Origin of the sequence: Streptomyces sp. NPDC005303, from assembly GCF_040607335.1 — a bacterium.
GTDB lineage: Bacteria > Actinomycetota > Actinomycetes > Streptomycetales > Streptomycetaceae > Streptomyces.
The window spans coordinates 40,224-56,294 of the sequence record NZ_JBEXGM010000038.1 but is presented as its reverse complement, the minus strand read 5'-3'; the positions used below and the strand labels follow the sequence as shown (position 1 = coordinate 56,294).

At 72.2% G+C, this 16,071-nt stretch carries 13 protein-coding genes and 1 pseudogene; 6 read left to right on the top strand and 8 right to left on the bottom strand.

All coding sequences use genetic code 11. The annotated features are described in order from the left end of the window. The first annotated feature begins 11 nt into the window (after nt 1-11). Nucleotides 12-392, top strand: a complete 381-nt coding sequence (locus ABZT93_RS34975; RefSeq protein WP_007385114.1) for a helix-turn-helix transcriptional regulator — start codon at nt 12-14, stop codon at nt 390-392. Nucleotides 393-600: 208 nt separating this feature from the next. After that, nucleotides 601-915, top strand: coding sequence for a hypothetical protein (locus tag ABZT93_RS34970; protein ID WP_356112258.1), 315 nt, complete (start codon nt 601-603; stop codon nt 913-915). Here the strand turns inward: ABZT93_RS34970 and ABZT93_RS34965 are convergent. The 5 genes and pseudogenes from ABZT93_RS34965 to ABZT93_RS34945 all read right to left on the bottom strand — a co-directional run bounded on the left by ABZT93_RS34965 (nt 863) and on the right by ABZT93_RS34945 (nt 9,372). Next, on the bottom strand, nt 863-1,627 hold the full coding sequence (locus ABZT93_RS34965; RefSeq protein ID WP_356112256.1) for an SDR family NAD(P)-dependent oxidoreductase: 765 nt from the start codon (nt 1,625-1,627) through the stop codon (nt 863-865). The genes ABZT93_RS34970 and ABZT93_RS34965 overlap by 53 nt on opposite strands. Before the next feature lie 32 nt (nt 1,628-1,659). Next, a complete protein-coding gene (locus tag ABZT93_RS34960) occupies nt 1,660-2,514 on the bottom strand; it encodes a DNA-formamidopyrimidine glycosylase family protein (RefSeq protein ID WP_356112255.1) in 855 nt (284 codons plus the stop codon). Nucleotides 2,515-2,978: 464 nt separating this feature from the next. After that, a pseudogene (locus ABZT93_RS34955) lies at nt 2,979-3,130 on the bottom strand (gamma-glutamyltranspeptidase); the annotation flags it as partial. Nucleotides 3,131-3,149: 19 nt separating this feature from the next. Continuing rightward, nucleotides 3,150-8,084 carry an ATP-dependent helicase gene (locus ABZT93_RS34950; protein ID WP_356112253.1) on the bottom strand — a complete coding sequence of 1,645 codons (4,935 nt, stop codon included), beginning with the start codon at nt 8,082-8,084 and terminating at the stop codon, nt 3,150-3,152. Nucleotides 8,085-8,445: 361 nt separating this feature from the next. Continuing rightward, complete coding sequence (locus tag ABZT93_RS34945) at nt 8,446-9,372, bottom strand: hypothetical protein (RefSeq protein ID WP_356112252.1); 927 nt, start codon at nt 9,370-9,372, stop codon at nt 8,446-8,448. Nucleotides 9,373-9,452: 80 nt separating this feature from the next. Here ABZT93_RS34945 and ABZT93_RS34940 point away from each other — a divergent pair, with 80 nt between their 5' ends. From ABZT93_RS34940 to recX, 4 genes are all read left to right on the top strand, one after another. Further along, on the top strand, nt 9,453-9,647 hold the full coding sequence (locus tag ABZT93_RS34940) for a DUF3046 domain-containing protein (RefSeq protein ID WP_355734159.1): 195 nt from the start codon (nt 9,453-9,455) through the stop codon (nt 9,645-9,647). A gap of 124 nt (nt 9,648-9,771) precedes the next feature. Continuing rightward, nucleotides 9,772-11,031 carry an AI-2E family transporter gene (locus ABZT93_RS34935; protein ID WP_356112251.1) on the top strand — a complete coding sequence of 420 codons (1,260 nt, stop codon included), beginning with the start codon at nt 9,772-9,774 and terminating at the stop codon, nt 11,029-11,031. A 406-nt stretch (nt 11,032-11,437) separates the two neighbouring features. Next, a complete protein-coding gene (gene recA / locus ABZT93_RS34930; RefSeq protein ID WP_356112250.1) occupies nt 11,438-12,562 on the top strand; it encodes a recombinase RecA in 1,125 nt (374 codons plus the stop codon). Nucleotides 12,563-12,566: 4 nt separating this feature from the next. After that, nucleotides 12,567-13,523 carry a recombination regulator RecX gene (gene recX, locus ABZT93_RS34925; RefSeq protein WP_356112249.1) on the top strand — a complete coding sequence of 319 codons (957 nt, stop codon included), beginning with the start codon at nt 12,567-12,569 and terminating at the stop codon, nt 13,521-13,523. 116 nt (nt 13,524-13,639) lie between these two features. Here recX and ABZT93_RS34920 read toward each other — a convergent pair whose 3' ends face one another. The 3 genes from ABZT93_RS34920 to ABZT93_RS34910 all read right to left on the bottom strand — a co-directional run bounded on the left by ABZT93_RS34920 (nt 13,640) and on the right by ABZT93_RS34910 (nt 16,021). Continuing rightward, the gene (locus tag ABZT93_RS34920; protein ID WP_356112247.1) at nt 13,640-14,176 is read right to left on the bottom strand and encodes a cysteine dioxygenase; all 537 of its coding nucleotides are present in this window, start codon (nt 14,174-14,176) and stop codon (nt 13,640-13,642) included. Nucleotides 14,177-14,252: 76 nt separating this feature from the next. Beyond that, entirely contained in the window at nt 14,253-14,300 is a 48-nt protein-coding gene (locus tag ABZT93_RS34915; protein ID WP_309506048.1) for a hypothetical protein, read from the bottom strand. A 116-nt stretch (nt 14,301-14,416) separates the two neighbouring features. Continuing rightward, entirely contained in the window at nt 14,417-16,021 is a 1,605-nt protein-coding gene (locus ABZT93_RS34910) for an FAD-dependent monooxygenase (RefSeq protein WP_356112246.1), read from the bottom strand. Nucleotides 16,022-16,071: the final 50 nt, after the last annotated feature.

The following is a 16,071-nucleotide window of genomic DNA, read 5'->3' as shown; positions in this document are numbered from 1 at the left end:
GGGAGCCACCGATGATCCTGCTCCGTCGCCTGCTGGGTGACGTGCTGCGTCGGCAGCGCCAGCGCCAGGGCCGTACTCTGCGCGAAGTCTCCTCCTCCGCCCGAGTCTCACTCGGCTATCTCTCCGAGGTGGAGCGGGGGCAGAAGGAGGCTTCCTCCGAACTGCTCTCCGCGATCTGCGACGCGTTGGACGTACGGATGTCCGAGCTCATGCGGGAAGTGAGCGACGAGCTCGCCCTCGCCGAGCTGGCCCAGTCTGCTGCGGCCACCCCCAGCGAGCCCGTACCGGCGCCAGTGCGCCCGATGCTGGGTTCCGTGTCGGTGAAGGGTGTGCCACCGGAACGAGTGACCATCAAGGCACCGAGCGAAGCGGTGGACGTCGTAGCGGCGTGACGCTCGCGCTCGGTGTGCCATGAGCTGATGGTTCGCCGAGAGGAAGTCTGCGAGGCCCCGGACGGGTTTCTCCAGCTGGTCTGGAGAGGCGCCGGTCGGGGTTTTCGTGCATCTTGGAGCGACGGCCGCGTCAGTGCGTCCGTGTGCCCTTGGTGCGCCCTCCCCGTGGGTGTGGCGGCGGTCTAGCGTCCGGGCTGGAGGTGGCTGCATGGCGGGGCCGACAGTACGCCGGGGGATGGCTCTCGGGCTCGGGGCACTGTGGTGGTGGGCCGTGGCGCGGCTGGTGCTGGCGCCGGACGCCGGAGCGCTCGAAGGGGCGGTCGCGGCCGGTGGATGGGGGCTGAGTCTGCTGCCGGTGCACTGTGTGCCGAAGGCGCGGGCCGCGGGGGCCGTGGGTGCTGGGCGGTGGCGTCAGGCGTGGCGGGTGGGGAGGCCCGCGGCGGCCGGACAGGCCCGCGAGGTGGGGGCGGTTACCACGGCATCGCCACCCCACCGTTCGGACGGAGGATCTGGCCTGTCGTGAAGGACGAGGCGTCGGAGGCCAGGTAGAGGACGGCGTGGGCGATGTCCTCCGGTTCGCCCACGCGCTTGAGCGGTGACATACGGGACATCAGCGCCTCGGTGTGGGCCTGGACGTTCTCGTCGTGGCGGTCGGTCATGGGGGTGCGGATCCAGCCGGGTGCGACGGCGTTGACCCGGATGCCGTACTGGCCGACCTCGGTGGCCAAGGTCTTCGTGAGCTGGACGACGGCTGCTTTGGAGGCGCCGTAGCAGAGCAGGCCGGCGCCGCCCGTGTCCACGGCGCCTGAAGCCATTGTGACGATGCTGCCCGGCGTCTTCCGGTCGAGCATCAGGCGGGCCGCCTCCTGACAGGCGTGGAGTACGCCCTTGAAGTTGACGTTCAGGACGCGGTCGAGGTCCTCGTCCCGCGTCTCCAGGACCGGGCTGCTGTGCATGATCCCGGCGATCGCGGCCAGTACGTCCAGGCGCTCGCAGGAGGAGATGGCCTGGCGGAGCTGGTCGCGGTCGGTGACGTCGAGCGGGTGGGTGCGGGCGGTGCCGCCGGCGTCCTTGATCAGGGTCGCGGTCTCGTGCAGCCCGGCCGGGTCGAGGTCGGCGCAGTGGACGGTGGCACCCGCCTCGGCGAGCAGGACGGCGGTCGCGCGGCCGATGCCACTCGCGGCGCCGGTGACGAACGCGGTGCGTCCGGTGAGGTCGTACGCGCTGACGGCCATGGAGCGACGGTACGAGCGTTTCTGACGGGGCGTCAATTGGTCGTACGGCGTGAGGTTCTGGGGTGTGTTCCGCCGGGTGCCCTGCGCTGTGGGCTCGGGGCCGGGCCGATCTGGCAGGTCGGGCACCAGTACGTGGGGCGCTCGCGGGAGCCGTCGCCCTGGTCGGCGACGCGGAGGGAGGTGCCGCAGCGGGGACAGGGGCGGGGTGCGCGGCCGTAGACGAAGAGGTCCTGGCCGCGGCGGCCGGTCGTGCTGCGGACCGGGCGGTCGCAGTTGGCCTCCAGGAGCTTCTTGGCGAGCGCCGGGAGCTGTGCGGCGCGGTCCGCGGGGAGGGCCCCGACGGGGAGCCAGGGGGTGGCGCCGAGCAGGAAGCAGAGCTCGCTCTTGTAGACGTTGCCGATGCCGGCGAGATTGCGCTGGTCGAGGAGGGCCTCGCCGAGGGGGCGGGCGGGGTCCTGGAGGAGGTTGGCGAGGGCGCGCTCGGGGTCCCAGTCCGGGCCGAGGAGGTCAGGGCCGAGATGGCCGACGGCCTTGTGCTCGTCCGCTGTGCGGAGGAGTTCGAGGACGGGGAGGCGGTAGCCGACGGCTGTGTGGTCGGTGTTGGCCAGGATCGCGCGGATCTGGTGGGTGGGGCCGCCGGTCCAGCGCTGGTTCTCCGCGTAGACCTTCCAGGAGCCGTCCATACGGAGGTGGGAATGGAGGGTCAGGCCACCTTCGATGCGGGTGAGGAGGTGTTTGCCGCGAGGGGTGACGTCGAGGACCCTGCGGCCCGTGAGGTCGGCCGTGGCGTATTTCGGCACCCTCAGGTCGCTGCGGGTCAGCACCTTGTCCGCGAGGGCGGTGTGCAGGCGCTTCGCGGCTTGCCAGACGGTGTCTCCTTCGGGCATGGGTCAAGGGTGGCATGGGAGGTGGGGGTGGGTGGGGGTTCGTTCTCGGCCTCGGCTTCGGCCGGTCTGGTCCCACGCGCACCACCCGTGCGGGTTTCGGGGTCGGGTGCGGGTGGCCCCTGCGGGGACGCGCTCCCGTCGGCTGCTGAGGGGACGTGGGGGGAGTGGCGGCCCTGGGGGAGTCCGGGGGTGGCGGCAGTCCGGGTGGTGGGTGACGTGCGTGTCCGGCCGGGGGCGGGTGGGGGTGCGGGTGCGGGTGCGCTGATGGTCGCGAGGCGGCCGGGGCGGGTGTGCGGTCGGGGAGCCTCGCGTTCGGGTGGTCGCGGGACTGCGTGGGGCCGACGGAACTGGAGGCAGCACCCCGGCACCGTCACGGGTCGGCCGGGCCCGTGGCACGCCCGGGGAGCGCAGCATGCCCTGCCGTGACAGCTTCCCGTGGGGCCGCGCGGGCCGCGTCACCACGGCGGAGGCCGTGATACCGCGCACAGCCGTCCCTCCGGCCAGGGGTCGCCTATCAAGAAGCCCGGGAAGCTGTCGTTGTGCCGGCCGGTGAACGCAGGGCGACGGCCGGGAAGAAGTGGAGCTGCCACTGGTCCTGCTGGCTCCCTCCGGGCGTGCTGTGAGGTGCGGCGGGCTCATGCGCGTAGGCGTAGGCCCCGTGGGGTGGCGATGAAGCCTGCTGCTTCCAGGAGGGTGCCGAGCGGGGAGGTCAGGGCTGAGGTGCCGTTGACGCGTTCCACCGTGACCGTGCCCAGGGAGCCTGCCTTGGCGGCTGCTGCCAGGGCCTCGGAGGCCGTGCGCAGGCGGGGGTCGTCGGTCGGGGTGGTGTCGGGGGCGGCGGGCCAGGCCAGGAGGGTCTTTCCGCCCCGCTCCATGTAGAGCGTGAGCTCGCCGTCCACGAGGACCACGAGGGAGCCCGCCTTGCGGCCCGGTTTGTGGCCTGCCTCGGTCGGGGGGTCGGGCCAGGTCAGGGCGGCGCCGTAGGCGTTGGCGGGGTCGGCGGCGGCGAGGACCACGGCTCGGGAGGCGTCGGAGGCGTTCTGCCTGCGGCTCCCGAAGCCGGAACCGTACGAGGGGGTGCCTTGCCAGTGCTGGGGGACGGGCTGGGGCGGGTAGTCGCGCGGTGAGATGTACTCGTCACGGGAGGCGGGGGACATGGGGGGCACGGGGGACGGCGGGAACGGGGGACCGTCTGCGCCGGCTTCGGGGCCGGGACTGTCCGGGTTGTCGAAGGCGCGGGCCCAGTCCCAGTCCTCGGTCAAGGGGTCGCCTTGTGCCGAGTCCGAACTCCAGATGTCGGGGCCGACCGTGTCCGGCAGCGGCTCGCCGCGGTCGCGGGCGTTGGACACCGCGCGGAGGCGGTCGACCGCGCCGTCCATGGCGAACTGGGCGGCTCCGAGGCCCTCCACGACATAGCCGCGGCGGGCCTGGCCGCTGTCCTCGAAGGCGGAGAGGATGCGGTACGTCGCCGAGAAGCCGCCCTCCACGCCCTCCGCCGCCACCGCTCCGCGGGTCACCACTCCGTGGCGGTCCAGGAGCGTGCGGGCCAGGGCGTGGGCGCGCACGGTCGGGTCGGCCTCACGCGGCGGAAGCAGGGACCAGCGGCCGGCGACGGTCGGCGGACCGGTGCGGGAGGCGGTGCGCGCGGCCGCGGTGAGGGAGCCGTAGCGGCCGCGGGGGATCGTGCGTTTGGCGCGGTGGGCGGTGGCACCCGCGGTGCGACCGGAGCCCAGCAGCGAGCGCATGGGGGTGAGCGTGTCGTTGGTGAGCCGCCCGGACCAGGCCAGATCCCATACGGCGTCTGCCAGTTGGGGGTCGGTGGCGTCCGGGTGGGTGGTGGCGCGGACCTGGTCGGCGATCTGGCGGAAGAACAGGCCGTAGCCGCCGGTGAGGGCGTCCAGGACGGACTGGTGCAGGGCCGTCAGCTCCAGGGGGTGCGGTGGGGGCAGGAGGAGAGGGGCCGCGTCCGCCAGGTACAGGGAGACCCAGCCGTCCTTGCCCGGGAGGGCGCCCGCTCCGGCCCACACGATCTCTCCCGCAGCGGTGAGCTCGTCGAGCATCGCCGGGGTGTAGTTCGTGACGCGTGACGGCAGGACGAGCTTCTCCAGGGCGGAGGCGGGCACGGAGGCGCCCTGCAACTGCTCCACGGCACGCACCAGTCCGTCGACACCCCGCAGCGAGTGGCCCTTGCCGATGTGCTGCCACTGCGGCAGGAACTGGGCGAGGGCAGGTGGCGGCACCGGTTCGAGTTCATGGCGCAGGGCTGCCAGGGAGCGGCGGCGCAGGCGGCGGAGCACGGTCGCGTCGCACCACTCCTGGCCGATGCCCGCCGGATGGAACTCTCCCTGTACGACACGTCCGCTCGCGGCCAGCCGCTGCAACGCGCCCTCGGTGACCGCCGTGCCCAGGCCGAAGCGGGCGGCGGCCGTCGCCGAGGTGAAGGGGCCGTGGGTGCGGGCGTAGCGCGCGAGGAGGTCGCCGAGGGGGTCCTTGACCGGTTCGGTGAAGGCTTCCGGGACGCCGACCGGCAGCGCTGTGCCGAGGGCGTCGCGCAGGCGGCCCGCGTCCTCGATCGCCGCCCAGTGGTCGGCGCCGCCGACCCGCACCTTGATCGTGCGGCGGGCGCCGGCGAGGTCCTGCGCCCACTGCGGTTCGGCGCCGCGCTCGGCCAGTTCGGCGTCCGTGAGCGGCCCGAGGACGCGGAGGATGTCCGCGACTCCCTCGGCGTCCTTGACCCGGCGGTCCTCGGTGAGCCACTGGAGCTCGCGCTCCAGCTCGGTCAGGACCTCCGCGTCGAGCAGCTCGCGCAGCTCCGCCTGGCCCAGCAGCTCGGCCAGCAGACGCGAGTCCAGCGAGAGGGCCGCCGCCCGGCGCTCGGCGAGGGGCGAGTCGCCCTCGTACAGGAACTGGGCGACATAGCCGAAGAGGAGGGAGCGGGCGAAGGGGGAGGGCTCGGGGGTGGTGACCTCGACCAGGCGGACCCTGCGGGACTCCAGGTCACCCATCAGCTCGACGAGACCGGGAACGTCGAAGACGTCCTGGAGGCACTCGCGGACGGCCTCCAGGACGATCGGGAAGGAACCGAACTCGCTCGCCACCTGGAGCAGTTGGGAGGCGCGCTGGCGCTGCTGCCACAAGGGTGTGCGCTTGCCGGGGTTGCGGCGCGGCAGCAGGAGCGCGCGGGCGGCGCATTCGCGGAAGCGGGAGGCGAACAGGGCCGAGCCGCCGACCTGGTCGGTGACGACCTGGTCGACCTCGCCCTTGTCGAAGACGACGTCGGCGGCGCCCACCGGAGCCTGTTCGGCGTCGTACTCCGTGCCGGCCCTGGTCGGTTCCCGGTCGAGGAGGTCCAGGCTCATCAGGTCGGCGTCGGGCAGCCGCAGGACAATCCCGTCGTCGGCGTGCATGACCTGGGCGTCCATGCCGTAGCGCTCGGAGAGTTTGGCACCGAGGGCCAGGGCCCAGGGTGCGTGGACCTGGGCGCCGAAAGGGGAGTGGACGACGACCCGCCAGTCGCCGAGTTCGTCGCGGAAGCGCTCCACGACGATGGTGCGGTCGTCAGGGACGTGGCCGCAGGCCTCGCGCTGTTCGTCCAGGTAGGACAGGACGTTGTCCGCCGCCCAGGCGTCCAGGCCCGCGGTGAGCAGGCGCAGGCGGGCGTCCTCCTTGGACAGGGAGCCGACCTCCCGCAGGAACGCGCCCACCGCGCGACCGAGTTCGAGGGGGCGGCCCAGCTGGTCGCCCTTCCAGAAGGGGAGCCTGCCGGGGACGCCGGGGGCGGGGGAGACCAGGACACGGTCGCGGGTGATGTCCTCGATGCGCCAGGAGCTGGTGCCGAGTGTGAAGACGTCCCCGACGCGTGACTCGTAGACCATCTCCTCGTCGAGCTCGCCGACCCGTCCGCCGCCCTTCTTGGGGTCGGAACCGGCGAGGAAGACACCGAAGAGGCCGCGGTCGGGGATGGTGCCGCCGGAGGTGACGGCCAGGCGCTGGGCGCCGGGGCGGCCGGTGATCGTGCCGGCGATGCGGTCCCAGACCACGCGCGGGCGCAGTTCTGCGAAGGCGTCGGAGGGGTAGCGGCCCGCGAGCATGTCGAGGACCGCGGTGAAGGCGGACTCGGGGAGGGAGGCGAAGGGGGCCGCCCTCCGGACCGTGGCGAGGAGGTCGTCGAGCTGCCAGGTGTCCATCGAGGTCATCGCGACGACCTGCTGGGCGAGGACGTCCAGGGGGTTCGCGGGGACCTTCAGGGACTCGATGGAACCGGTCCGCATGCGTTCCGTGACGACCGCCGCCTGGACCAGGTCGCCGCGGTACTTCGGGAAGACCACACCGGTGGAGACCGCGCCGACCTGGTGGCCCGCGCGGCCGACGCGTTGCAGGCCGGAGGCGACGGAGGGGGGTGACTCGACCTGGATCACCAGGTCCACCGCGCCCATGTCGATGCCGAGTTCGAGGCTGGAGGTCGCCACTACGGCGGGGAGGCGGCCCGCCTTGAGGTCCTCTTCGACCAGGGCGCGTTGTTCCTTGGAGACCGAGCCGTGGTGGGCCCGGGCGATGACCGGGGGTGCGCCCTGTGCCGCGCCCGAGCCGCCCATGAGTTCGGCCGGGGCGTGGTGTTCGTCCAGAGGCTCGCCGGTCGCCCGTTCGTAGGCGATCTCGTTGAGACGGTTGCAGAGCCGTTCCGCGAGACGGCGGGAGTTCGCGAAGACGATCGTGGAGCGGTGGGACTGGACGAGGTCGGTGATGCGCTCCTCCACGTGGGGCCAGATGGAGGGGCGTTCCGCGCCTTCGTTGCCCTCGGCGACCGGGGAGCCGCCGAGTTCACCGAGGTCTTCCACCGGGACCACGACGGAGAGGTCGAACTCCTTGCCGGACTTCGGCTGGACGATCTCCACCTTGCGCTGGGGGGAGAGGTAGCGGGCGATCTCGTCCACCGGGCGGACCGTGGCGGAGAGGCCGATGCGGCGGGCCGGCTTCGGGAGGAGTTCGTCCAGCCGCTCCAGGGACAGGGCGAGGTGGGCACCGCGCTTGGTGCCGGCCACGGCGTGGACCTCGTCGAGGATCACCGTCTCGATGCCGGTCAGCGCGTCCCGGGTCGCCGACGTCAGCATCAGGAACAGGGATTCCGGTGTGGTGATCAGGATGTCCGGGGGGCGGGTGGACAGGGCCCGGCGCTCGGCCGGAGGGGTGTCGCCGGAGCGGATGCCCACCTTGACCTCGGGCTCGGGGAGGCCCAGGCGGACGGATTCCTGACGGATGCCGGTGAGGGGACTGCGGAGGTTGCGCTCCACGTCGACGGCGAGGGCTTTGAGGGGGGAGACGTACAGCACCCGGCAGCGCTTCTTGGGGTCCGCGGGTGGAGGCGTGGAGGCCAGCTGGTCCAGAGCGGCGAGAAAGGCGGCCAGGGTCTTGCCGGAGCCGGTGGGGGCGACGACGAGCACGTCCGAGCCCTCGGCGATGGCCTGCCATGCGCCGGCCTGGGCGGTGGTGGGCGCGTCGAACGCACCCGTGAACCAGCCGCGGGTGGAGGGGGAGAAGCCGTTCAGGGCTCGGTGTGCTGGGCTGACCATGCGTCCATCTTGCCTCGGGGGACTGACAACCGCCCTGACCTGCGGGTTGTCTCCGGCGGTTGGGCCGGGTGCCTGCGGTGGGTGCCGGGTTCGGGTTGTCGGGGGGTGGGGGCGGGCGTTTTGCGCAGTTCCCCGCGCCCCTGCGTGCCTGCGGCGGCCCGTTGCTGCCCGGTGGGGGCTTGTGTAGCGCATGGGGTTCGGTGGGTGGGGCGGGGCCGGGGTGGGGGGGTGTCCGTCCTCGGTCCGGCGGTTCGGTCCATTGAAAAGGGGGCTCGGTGACGGACGCCGGCCGCTGCGGGCGGACACCCCCCCCACCCCGGCCCCTTGCCGTCGTACGCGGCCAACGGTTCGTCGTGGCGGTTCAGCCAACTTCGCGGCCGTACGCGCGCAGGGTCTGCAGGGCCTCGATGGTCATCGTGGGGCGTGCTTCGAGGGCCGTGGTGGGGGCCCACTGGCGTCGGCGGGACGGCCAGCCGCCGTCCTCCTGCTGTTCGGCCGCGAGGAAGTCCAGGGAGCGGGACATCTCGTCGTCCGTGAACCATGCGCGTGCCAGGGAGTTCGGCGTCCTCGCGTAGTCGTGCGGGAAGTGGTGCCGGCCCGGGGCGCAGCCGTCGAGGTTCGAGGGGTCCAGCGTGGCCAGACCTCGGTCGCGCACCTGGCGGCCGAGGCGGTCGGCGGTCGCCTGCGCGCGCCCGCGGTCGGGGGCGGAGTCCAGGAAGGTCAGGGCGGCCTGGATCTCGTCCGGACGGGACATCTGGAGGGACTCCACCGCCTGCCAGCAGAAGTCCGTGGCCCGGAACAGCCAGGCGTGCCACACCTCGTTGCGGTGCAGTAGACCGACCACGGGACCGGTGCTGAGCAGTTCGCTCGGCGGGGCGTCCACGACCGGAATGAAGGGGGCCGTCGGATAGTCGCGCTGGGCAGGAGTGACCGCGGGGAGGGCGCCGTCCGGGGTGGACACCGAGGTGAGATAGCGGCACACGCGCTCCACACGCTGTCCGCCGCAGCGCCCGACCGCGTCCAGCACCCGCAGGGCGCGAGCGGTGTGCAGGGGCTGGCTGACCGGGCCGCGCAGATCGGGGTCCAGGGCGTGGCCGTAGCCGCCGTCCGCGTTGCGGTAGGCGTCCAGGGCCGTCTCCACCGGGTCGGGGCCGCCGTTCAGGAAGTGATACGCGAACAGACGCTGTTCCAGCACACGCGCGGTGAGCCAGATGAAGTGCTCGGCGCGGAAGAGCGGGGAGTGCGCCGGTGGCGTCTGGGGGAGTGGGGAAGCTCCTGTTTCTGGCATGCGTCAGACCGTAGGGCGGAAAGCGGTCTCGGCAGGCAGTCCCGGCCCAGGCCCACCCGCAGGGGCGGGATACTGGAGTCATGCGGTTGACGGTCTTCTGGCAGCGGATGGCGGAACACTTCGGTCCGGGGTACGCCGACACCTTCGCGCGCGATCACGTGATGACGGAGCTCGGCGGGCGCACGGTGCACGAGGCGCTGGACGCCGGCTGGGACGCCAAGGACGTGTGGCGCGTGGTCTGCACCGTGATGAACGTTCCGGGCGAGCGGCACTGAGACGGCGTGGACGTTCGGGGGAGAATTTCCGACCGGACGTGAACATCTCACGAAAGAGGCACTGACCGGTCACGAAGATCGCAGGACGGCAGCCATTGTCGGTCACGTGGGCGAGACTTGCTCCGTGGCACCCACTGACGAGTCCGGGCAGGCAGCCCAGCACGCAACTCCGCTCGGCACGACGCTTCCCACCCGGCCCCCGGCCGCCGGCGCCGGGCCGAACGCCCGCATGCCGCGCTGGCTGCCGCGCGCCATGGTGCTCGCGCTCGCCCTCATCGCCGTGTTCCAGTTCGGCAGTTGGGCCTTCCACCAGCTGATCGGCCTGCTGACCAACATCCTTATCGCGTTCTTCCTGGCTCTGGCCATCGAACCCGCGGTGAGCAAGATGGCCGCGCGGGGCATGCGCAGGGGGCTCGCCACCTTCCTGGTCTTCTTCGGGGTGCTGATCGTGACGGCGGGCTTCGTCACGCTGCTCGGGTCGATGCTCGCGGGCCAGATCATCAAGATCGTCGAGGACTTCCCGGACTACCTCGACTCCGTCATCGCCTGGATCAACGGGCACTTCCACACCGATCTGAAGCGGGTGGACGTCCAGGAGGGGCTGCTGCGTTCCGACTGGCTGCGCAACTACGTGCAGAACAGCGCCACCGGCGTCCTGGACGTCTCCGCCCAGGTCCTCGGCGGCCTCTTCCAGCTTCTGACGATCGGGCTGTTCTCGTTCTACTTCGCCGCGGACGGCCCGCGGCTGCGCCGCGCGATCTGCTCCGTCCTGCCGCCCGCCCGCCAGGCCGAGGTGCTGCGCGCGTGGGAGATCGCCGTGGACAAGACTGGCGGCTACATCTACTCGCGCGGTCTGATGGCGCTCGTCTCCGGAGTCGCGCACTTCGTCCTGCTCCAGGCCCTGGACGTGCCGTACGCGCCCGTGCTCGCCGTGTGGGTGGGCCTGGTCTCGCAGTTCATCCCGACCATCGGCACGTATCTCGCGGGCGCCCTGCCCATGCTGATCGCCTTCACGGTCGATCCCTGGTACGCGCTGTGGGTGCTGGTCTTCGTGGTGATCTACCAGCAGTTCGAGAACTACGTGCTCCAGCCCAAGCTGACCTCGAAGACCGTCGACATCCACCCCGCCGTCGCCTTCGGCTCGGTCATCGCGGGCACCGCCCTCCTCGGCGCGGTCGGTGCCCTGATCGCCATTCCGGCGGTCGCCACGCTGCAGGCGTTTTTGGGGGCCTACGTGAAGCGGTACGACGTCACCGACGACCCGCGGGTGCACGGGCACCGGAAGCGGGGTGAGGGGCCTTCGCCGGTCACCCGCGCGCGTGCGCTGTGGGAGCGGCGGCGGCCGGGAACACATGACTCCGCCCACGACGACGGCTCGTCCTGAGGGCACCGGGTTGCCACACGCATCGGCGCCGACGACGGACGTGACGTAGGAGCCGTTCGCCGCGTGCGGGATCCGTCGCCGTGGCGACTCGCTCCGTCACCGGCGCTCCGGGGAGGATCGAGGCACCTGAAGTACGCCGCGCGAAGGGGGCGGAAGGGGTCGGAGGAAGCCGCCGGAGCGTGCCGGTGGAAGAGTCGCGGGTGTTGCGTGGTGCGCTTGACACGAAAATCGAACATCCATTCATATGGAAGCTCCGGCGAAGCCGACGACGGGCGTTTCGGCATGGTTTACATGGAGAAGTGCCCGAGTTATCCACAGGCCGGGCGGGCGTCGGGGCCCATTGTCAGTGGCAGGCGTTAGCGTCTTTGACGTGAAGCGATCGACTCAAGCAAATCGGGTGGAACCCATGGCAGGAACCGACCGCGAGAAGGCGTTGGACGCCGCGCTCGCACAGATTGAACGGCAGTTCGGCAAGGGCGCGGTCATGCGCATGGGCGAGCGGCCGAACGAGCCCATCGAGGTCATCCCCACCGGGTCGACCGCGCTCGACGTCGCGCTCGGCGTCGGCGGCATCCCGCGCGGCCGAGTGGTGGAGGTGTACGGCCCCGAGTCCTCCGGCAAGACGACCCTGACGCTGCACGCGGTGGCGAACGCGCAGAAGGCCGGTGGCCAGGTCGCCTTCATCGACGCGGAGCACGCTCTCGACCCCGAGTACGCGAAGAAGCTCGGTGTCGACATCGACAACCTGATCCTGTCCCAGCCGGACAACGGCGAGCAGGCCCTGGAGATCGTGGACATGCTGGTCCGCTCGGGTGCCCTCGACCTGATCGTCATCGACTCCGTCGCCGCGCTCGTCCCGCGCGCGGAGATCGAGGGCGAGATGGGTGACAGCCACGTCGGTCTGCAGGCCCGTCTGATGAGCCAGGCCCTGCGGAAGATCACCAGCGCGCTCAACCAGTCCAAGACCACCGCGATCTTCATCAACCAGCTCCGCGAGAAGATCGGCGTGATGTTCGGCTCCCCCGAGACCACGACCGGTGGCCGGGCGCTGAAGTTCTACGCCTCGGTGCGCATGGACATCCGCCGCATCGAGACCCTGAAGGACGGCACGGACGCGGTCGGCAACCGCACCCGGGTCAAGGTCGTCAAGAACAAGGTCGCGCCGCCCTTCAAGCAGGCCGAGTTCGACATCCTCTACGGCCAGGGCATCAGCCGCGAGGGCGGCCTGATCGACATGGGCGTGGAGAACGGCTTCGTCCGCAAGGCCGGCGCCTGGTACACGTACGAGGGCGATCAGCTCGGCCAGGGCAAGGAGAACGCGCGCAACTTCCTGAAGGACAACCCCGACCTGGCCAACGAGATCGAGAAGAAGATCAAGGAGAAGCTGGGCGTCGGCGTGCGGCCCGAGCAGCCTGCCGCGGAGCCGGGTGCGGACGCCGCGGTGACCGCTGCCGCGGACGACACCGCGAAGGTGCCGGCACCGGCGGCCGCCAAGGCGACGAAGGCCAAGGCTCCGGCCGCCAAGAGCTGATCCCGTGACACGGCGAACCGACTGGGCCGAGTACGAGGACACTCCGCGAGGGTGGGGCGCAAGAGGCGACGGGGGTTCTGCCGGGCCGGACAGCGACGGGCACGGGGACGGGGACGGCACGGGGCATCGGACGGACGGGGGACACGGCCGTTCGATGTCGTACGGGGGTGACGGAGCATTCGGCGACGACCTCGCGTACGGTGCCGGTCCGTCCCACCGCGGCGGTCGTTCCCACAGTGACGGTGGGACGTACGGCGACGGTGGGCCGAGCGGCGACGAATCCGGTGACGGGGCGGCACGCGGTTCCGGGGCGTTCGGCCGGAGCTCGCGTCGAGGCGGCGGAGCACCTGGCGCGGGCGGTTCCCGTGGGCGTCGGCAGCGCCGGCGCGGCTTCGGGGAACCGCCCGGTGAGGACGGAGGCGGCCCCTCCTTGTCGAGGGCCGAGGCGGGGGAGCCTCCGGCGGACCCGGTGGAGCGGGCGCGGGCGATCTGTCTGCGCCTGCTCACCGGGACCCCGCGCACGCGCAAGCAACTCGCCGACGCCCTGCGCAAGCGGGAGATCCCGGATGACGCCGCCGAGGAGGTGCTGTCGCGGTTCGAGGAGGTCGGGCTGATCAACGACAGCGCGTTCGCGGACGCCTGGGTGGAGTCCCGGCACCACGGCCGGGGACTCGCCAGGCGGGCGCTCGCCCAGGAGCTGCGCACCAAGGGTGTCGACTCCACGCTGATCGACGAGGCCGTCTCGCAGCTCGACTCCGAGCAGGAGGAGGCCACGGCCCGCGAGCTCGTCGACCGCAAGCTGCGCGCGACCCGTGGCCTCGACCGCGACAAGAGACTGCGCCGCCTCGCGGGCATGCTCGCCCGCAAGGGTTACCCCGAGGGGATGGCCCTGCGGGTGGTCCGGCAGGCACTGCAGGAGGAGGGCGAGGAGACGGAGTTCCTCGGCGACGAGGGGTTCTGAAGCGGAGTGGTCACGAGCCGGGGCGCCGGGACCTCGACCCGCTGCCCACCGGAGATATGCGGTCGTGCCGGTGAGGCGCCGACGAGATCCGTCTTCCACGACCGCCGGTCAGGCGCTCACTGCCAGTCCTCCGGCCGCTCCACGTGCTCCAGCCGCAGGATCTGGCCCGTGCGGCTGTAGCGGCGGATCTGGGGGAGGGGCGGGTAGTAGGCGTGCACGGAGATCGCGTGGACCTCGGTGGACTCGTTGAGGACCTCGTGGACGTGGTGCTGTCCGAAGGAACGGCCCTTGCCGGCCGGCAGCCGCCGCTCGTGGTCCACGTCGTCGGAGAGTTCGAGGGTCTTCCAGCCGTCGGCGGGCAGGCGGGCGCCGAGGGAGTTCTCCTTGAGCTCTCCGGCCGCGGTGACGAAGGCGCCGACCGACTCGGCGTGGTCGTGCCAGCCGGTGCCGGTGCCGGGCGGCCAGCCGATCAGCCAGGCCTCACTGCCGCCGGGCCCCTCCAGGCGCACCCAGGTGCGGCCCTCGGGGTCGAGCGGGAGTGAGTCGATCAGCTCGGAGTCGGCGGCGGTGCGCCGTACGAAGTCGAGGAGTTCGGCCTGGGTGGGCGGCGCGACGGTGGAGGAGGCCGAGGGGAGGGCGGGAGAGACAGACACGGGAACCGTCCTGGGAAGAGTTCGCGAGAGCGTGCCGTCGCACGGGCGCGGCACGCGGGGAAGTAAGTAGGCGAATTCAGCAGGACGGGCGACACACGCAGCCCGCATAGCGGACGAGGTCCATATGGACCCTCCGCCACAGGCGCACACAGGTGTCGGTCACGATCCGGAGTACACCATGGGGGCGCCGACCGTTTCAACTCACTGTCACTATGTGGACGCACAGTGACAGTGAGCACATCAACGCGAACCGGCCCCCGCGTTCGCCTCGGTCTTCGCCGGAGGGCCGCCGAGCGCCGTCTCGGCCGCCGAGTACAGGTCAGCCGGGCGGACCCCGCTCAGCGCCGTGACGAGGTGACCGTCGGGCCGTACGAGAAGGACCGTGTGCGGGGCCGCGCCCGGGTACTCCTCGGCGACCAGGAGTTCGGCGGAGTGCGGCAGCGCGGTCACCGCCGCGGCCAGCCGGGGCATGATCCCGGCGGTCACCCAGTGCTTGCGCTCCCACACCCCGGTGCCCGGCGCGACCAGGACGACGAGCAGCGCGCCCCGTCCCAGGCGCTCGCGCAGCTGTACGAACGAGCCGTCCTCGGCGGTGACCCGCACATCCGTGACCGCCTCCCCCGGGAGCGTGTCGACCGGCACCTCTCCTTCGAGGTGCCGGGGCGCGAGGGGCGAGTCGGCATACGTGCCCGGTGCTCCCAGCGGGCCGCGCCCCAGGTGACCGTCGGTGAGCAACGCGTCGTGGCCGCGGGCCGAGCCGGGGACCACCGAGCGCAGCCCCCCGCCGCCGCGCAGCAACGGCAGCGCCTGGTCGGCGGCGCGCAGCCGACCGGCGACGACCGCGCGCCGCTCGGCCTGGTAGCTGTCGAGCAGCGCCTCGTGCGGGCCGTGGTGCCAGGCCAGGGCCAGTTTCCAGGCGAGGTTGTCGGCGTCCCTCAGGCCCTCGTCGAGCCCCTGCGTACCGAGCGCCCCGAGGCAGTGCGCCGCGTCCCCGGCGAGAAAGACCCGCCCGGCACGCCAGCGGCGGGCCAGCCGATGGTGGACGGTGTGGACGCCGGTGTCGAGGAGTTCGTACGGCGGAGTCGCACCGCCCGTCCAGCCCGCGAGGGTCTCCCGGACGCGGGTCACCAGGAGCTCGGGCGTGACCAGGTCCTTGCCCGGCGGCAGCAGCCAGTCCAGGCGCCACACGCCCTCGGGGAGCGGACGGGCGGCGATCTCCCCGGCTGACGGTCCGGACGTCCGCCACGGCGGCATCCGGTGCAGCAACGCCCGGTCCTCCCAGGGGAGTTCCGCGCGCAGGGCGGCGACCGCGTGGCGTTCCACCGCCGTACGGCCCGGGAACCGGATGTCCTGGAGCTTGCGCACGGTGGAGCGCGTGCCGTCGCAGCCGACCAGGTAACTCCCGCGCCACCAGGTGCCCTTGGGGCCGCGGGTGTGGGCGGTGATGCCCGAGGGCTCCTGCTCGATGCTGTCGAGACGGCTGTCCGAAGTGAGCTTGACCAGTCGCTCCTCGGCGAGGGCGGCACGCAGGGCACCGGTCAGATCGTGCTGGGCGACGTGCAGGGGGGCGTCCCCGGGCTCCTCGAAGTCAACCTCGCGCATCACCTGCTTGCGGCGCATCGACCGCCATCCGGCCCAGTGCAGACCCAGCTCGGTGACCGGCACTCCGGTCAGCCGTGACATGAGGGCTGCGGTGTCCTCGTGCAGTACGGCGGTGCGGGCCAGGCGGGGCTCGTCCTTGCCCGGACCCTCGTCGAGGACCACGGAGGGGACCTCCTGACGCGCCAGCGCCAGGGCGAGCGTGAGCCCGACGGGCCCCGCTCCGACGATGATCACCGGGTCCACGGCGCGGCGCCCCCTGACCGCGGCGGAGTCCCGAGGGACGTGTGTGAACA